The 4,249-nt window shown below is 67.4% G+C and carries 5 protein-coding genes; 1 reads left to right on the top strand and 4 read right to left on the bottom strand.

Going from position 1 to position 4,249, the window contains the following annotated elements; genetic code table 11:
- The 4 genes from ABTY04_RS40465 to ABTY04_RS40480 all read right to left on the bottom strand — a co-directional run.
- The coding region (locus ABTY04_RS40465; protein WP_352218429.1) for a transposase family protein at positions 1-265 on the bottom strand (265 nt) is incomplete at its 3' end.
- A 478-nt stretch (positions 266-743) separates the two neighbouring features.
- Positions 744-1,331 carry a hypothetical protein gene (locus tag ABTY04_RS40470; protein WP_352218430.1) on the bottom strand — a complete coding sequence of 196 codons (588 nt, stop codon included), beginning with the start codon at positions 1,329-1,331 and terminating at the stop codon, positions 744-746.
- A gap of 417 nt (positions 1,332-1,748) precedes the next feature.
- Positions 1,749-2,174, bottom strand: a complete 426-nt coding sequence (locus tag ABTY04_RS40475) for a transposase (protein WP_352218431.1) — start codon at positions 2,172-2,174, stop codon at positions 1,749-1,751.
- A 286-nt stretch (positions 2,175-2,460) separates the two neighbouring features.
- Complete coding sequence (locus ABTY04_RS40480) at positions 2,461-2,871, bottom strand: hypothetical protein (RefSeq protein ID WP_352218432.1); 411 nt, start codon at positions 2,869-2,871, stop codon at positions 2,461-2,463.
- 44 nt (positions 2,872-2,915) lie between these two features.
- On the opposite strand from ABTY04_RS40480, the gene ABTY04_RS40485 reads away from it, so the two are divergent.
- Positions 2,916-4,126, top strand: a protein-coding gene (locus tag ABTY04_RS40485; RefSeq protein WP_352218433.1) for an IS3 family transposase whose coding sequence is annotated in 2 segments (ribosomal slippage) — positions 2,916-3,207 and positions 3,207-4,126 — 1,212 coding nt in all. Because the reading frame shifts where the segments join, the coding sequence is not laid out codon by codon here.
- The last annotated feature ends 123 nt before the right edge of the window (positions 4,127-4,249 follow it).

Below are 4,249 nucleotides of genomic sequence, written 5' to 3' on the forward strand. Positions count from 1 at the left end.
CGCGCAAATAGATCGCTTCCAAGGTCACCAAGGCCCTGGCGCCTTCGATTTGCGTACCCCACGGCGGGCGGCGAAGCCGCCCTGGGTCGCTGACCAGCAGGTTGATCACGGTCTTCTGCCCGGCCACCGCGAGGTCGGCCAAGCGCCGCTGGTAGTTGCCGTGGACGCGACGGGACGCCGTCCCGCATCCGGGGCAGACCGCTTCCGAGGCCACGGCTCTCGCCACGAAAGTGACCGTGCCGTCACCGACCATCACCTGATCCACCGCGACCGACGCCAGATGAGAGAAAGCCGCCCAGAGAACGCTGCAGTCACACGAACCACCATCCTGCCAGGGCCTTGTGACGCGCTGTCATCGCCCCACAAGAAGTGGATCAGAACCGTATCTACTGACCGCCGTCACACCGGCCTGACCAGCAGAAACCAACCGCTGCCTCATCAGGACAACGTCCGTGGCCCCATGGACAACCGAGCGCGGCGTAGCACCCCGCTCAACCAACCTGCACAACGACTGCTCAGTTTCATTGACCGGCGACACGAGCGATGTCGGGAAGGAACGCCGCCTGATATGACAGCCGCTCAGGGCCTTACCGGTAGTGGGCAGTTCCAGCGTAGGACATGCCCAGCGCCACGGTGAGCTGCTTGACGTCGAGTTGCCGCAGCGCCGGCTCCAACCCGAGCAACGGCCGCAGCCTGTGGATCACGCGTCAGACTGTGGCCGGACGCCCGCCGCCGGGGCCATCTCAGGCCAGGACGTTGACGGCCCTGGCGACTACGAGTCCCAGGATCATGAGGGAAAGGATGGACTGGAGGGTCATGATGCTCTTGGCCCAGGGGACGAGTGGCATGACGTCGGTGGGGCTCAGCGCGGTGGAATTGGTGAACCCGAGGTAGAGGTAGTCGATGTACTGGGGGCGCCAGTGCTCGGCGTTCAGTTCGGGGCTGAGCTGTTGGGGAAAAGCGAGCGCCGGAGTGGGCGGCAGGTGGTGGGCCCGGGCGGCCGGCCCGCCGCTGTCGAGTTCGAAGTACAGGAGGGAGAAGGCAAGAACGGTGGTGGCCCAAACGCTGCCGCCGGCCAGCAGAAGGGCATTGGCGGAGTTGGTCTCATGCCCGCCGTGGATGAGATCGTCGATCAGCTGGATGGTCGACCAGATGGCGCTGCCCGCGAGCACGACGACGAGGGCGATCGCCACTGAGCGCAAGACAGTGGATCGGCGGCTGATCCGACCAGGGTCTCCCGAGATCAGCACCACCAGCAGCAGGCCCTCGGCGAGGGGAAGCGCCCATCGGGGTCCAAGACGCAGGTCATCGGGCAGAAGCAGGGTGAGCACGGCGGAAGCGATGACCGCCGCGGCCATCGGCCAGCGGCTCTCGGTATGGACAGCAGATCTCGCCCCTGGCTCCCGCGTGCTCATACGGTCCGTGTCGGACGGGTTCTCTCCGCTCACGACCCACTACTTCCCGGGCTCGGTGGCAGCTCAGATCGCATGTGCCGTCAAGGTCATACGTCGTCGGGCAGTACGGATGGTGCCAGTCTCCCTTGTTGCCGGGTTCATGCGTGCCGCTCCTCGCAGGAGGCGTGCGGGGCCGCTGCCCCGACGACTTCGACGACCACACCGAGGAGGCTCGCTCGGGACGGCGCGGCGCTGGACCTCGGATCCACCGTAGACCGGGGCGAATGAGACCCGTCGCCGACACGCTCCGCATTCACACGCCCGCCGAAGCAGCAGAGTGCCGAGCAACAGATCTCACGGCATCAGCTTGCCTCTGTCGGGGATCTTGGAGTTTGCCGAGGTCAGCGGCCCAGGGTTCGCCAGGACTTCAGCCGGGGGATCTCGTGCCGATCGAGGCAGGTCTGGAAGGCGGTCGGTCGGCGGGGAGAGGGTACCTCTTCGGTCGGCGGGGAGACCGCTGAGGCGCTCGATGCTGATGGCGATGACGGTCAGGACGTGCGGGAGGTGGACCTTGTCCTGGCCTCGGCAGCGGCGCATGCCGTGGCCGTAGGCGAACTCGTTGACCGTTCCCTCTACTCCGGAGCGGACCGCGTAGCGGGTCTTCCGCTCGGGTGTCTGTTGCTCGGCACGGACACGGAGTTGCAGGTCGCGGAGTTCTTGCGGGGGAAAGCCGACGGTGCGGGTGCTCTCGCGGGAGGTGGTGCACTGAGAAGTTTTCATCCTGATTCCGCAGGTCACGGGGCTGGTGTGCGTCCGCGGTGACGTACTCGTGCCGGTCAGGGGCGTGATCTGCCGGGGAGATCGTCAGTCGCCTGTGAACTTCGGTGTTCGTGAGGACGAGCAGGGCTCGCAGGAGGGTGGTCGCGTCACCGCGTAGCCTCGCCAGCTCCCCGGCCCGACTGCCATCGCACCGATGCCGGGGCACCCGGGACGGGTTCCCGGGTGCCCCGGCGGGCCGCTGGTGCGCCGTGGTGTTCGCGCCGGCCTGCCGACGGATGCGGGGAGGTCAGTTGGTGCAGCCGGAGATGGTGTTCTCAGGGGCGCAGTTGTCCGGGATGTTGTTGCGTACCCTGGAGCCGTCCAGCGTCACCGTGCCGCTCGCGTTGAAGATGCCGCCGCCGCTGACGGGGCCGCCGTTGGCGGTGTTGCGCACCACTGTGGAGCTGGTCAGTGCCGTGGTGCCGCCGCCGTCGTTGAAGATGCCGCCGCCGTCTTGCCCCGCAGTGTTGCCGCTCACCGTGGAGTGGTCCAGCGTCAGCGAGCCGCCGGTGTTGAGGATGCCGCCGGCGTTGGTTGTCGCAGTGTTGCCGCTCACCGTGGAGTGGTTCAGCGTCAGCGTGCTGCCGGTGTAGTTGAAGATGCCTCCGGTGTCGAAGGTGGAGGAGTTGTTGGGGCCTTGACCCCGGATTTTGGACACCGGAGACACTTGGATCTTGACGGTCCAGGAGAACGGAGTCCCCTGTGGGGATGAAGCATTACCCCGCCGAGTTCAAGGCGGACGCGGTCGCGTTGTACCGCTCGAGGCCGGGAGCGACGATCAAGTCGGTCGCCGCTGATCTCGGGGTGAACACCGAGACGCTGCGGAACTGGATCCGGGCCGCGGACGGGCGCCGACCTGGCGCCCACTCCGCACCGCCGGCCGCCTCGCAGGCCGTCGGCGACGCCGTTGAGGCGGAGCTGGCCGCCGCCCGCAAGAGGATCCGCGAGCTGGAGGAAGAGCGGGACATTCTCCGCAAGGCGGCCCGGTATTTCGCGACGGAGACGCGCTGGTGAACCGCTACCAGTTCGTTGAAGATCACCAGCGCCGACACGGCGTGAAGCGGCTCTGCGACATCCTCGGCCTGGCCCGCTCCAGCTTCTACTACTGGCGCCGCACCGCACCCGCGAGAGCGGCCCGCCAGATGGTCGAAGCCGGGATCGCGGCCCGGATACGCAAGGTTCACCAGGACTCCGACGGCACCTACGGAGCCCCCAGAATTACTGCCGAACTCCGCGACGAGGGCGGCCCGGCGGTCAACCACAAGCGCGTCGCCAGGATCATGCGGACCATCGGAATCGAGGGAGTCCGTCTGCGCCGCCGGCACCGCACCACCGTCGCGGACCAGGCGGCGCCGAAGGCACCGGACCTGATCGGCCGTGACTTCACCGCGAGGGAGGTCAACACGAAGTACGTCGGCGACATCACATACCTGCCGGTCAGCGGCGCGAAGCCGCTCTACCTCGCGACCGTCATCGACCTCGCCTCACGCCGACTGGCCGGCTGGGCCATCGCCGACCACATGCGAACCGAGCTCGTCACCGACGCCCTGACGGCGGCCGAGCGGACCCGCGGGAACCTGGCCGGAGCGATCATGCACACGGACCACGGATCTCAATACTCGAGCAGGGCCTTCGCAGAACTCTGCAGGTCAACCGGGGTCCGGCAGAGCATGGGCGCGATCGGGTCAAGCGCGGACAACGCAGCCGCGGAAAGCTTCAACGCCGCCTTCAAGAGAGAAACGCTCAAGGGCCGCAAAGCCTGGTCGAGCGAGCGTGAGGCCAGGCTCGACGCCTTCCGCTGGCTGACCCGATACAACACCCGCCGCCGGCACTCCCGGCTCGGTCAGCGATCGCCGATCGCCTACGAGAACGCCTTGCAACCACCAGCAACTACCCTGGCCCAAGCCGCATAGACGTGTTCAACATCCGGGGTTAAGGCCCTGCTTACGACTGACCCCGTGGGTGTCCTGGCGTTGATCTGTCGACCGCCCGGCCGGGCACGCAGCAAGCGCTGCCGCCGGACGGACGTGACCTGA

This window comes from Streptomyces sp. NPDC097981, assembly GCF_040302565.1.
GTDB lineage: Bacteria > Actinomycetota > Actinomycetes > Streptomycetales > Streptomycetaceae > Streptomyces.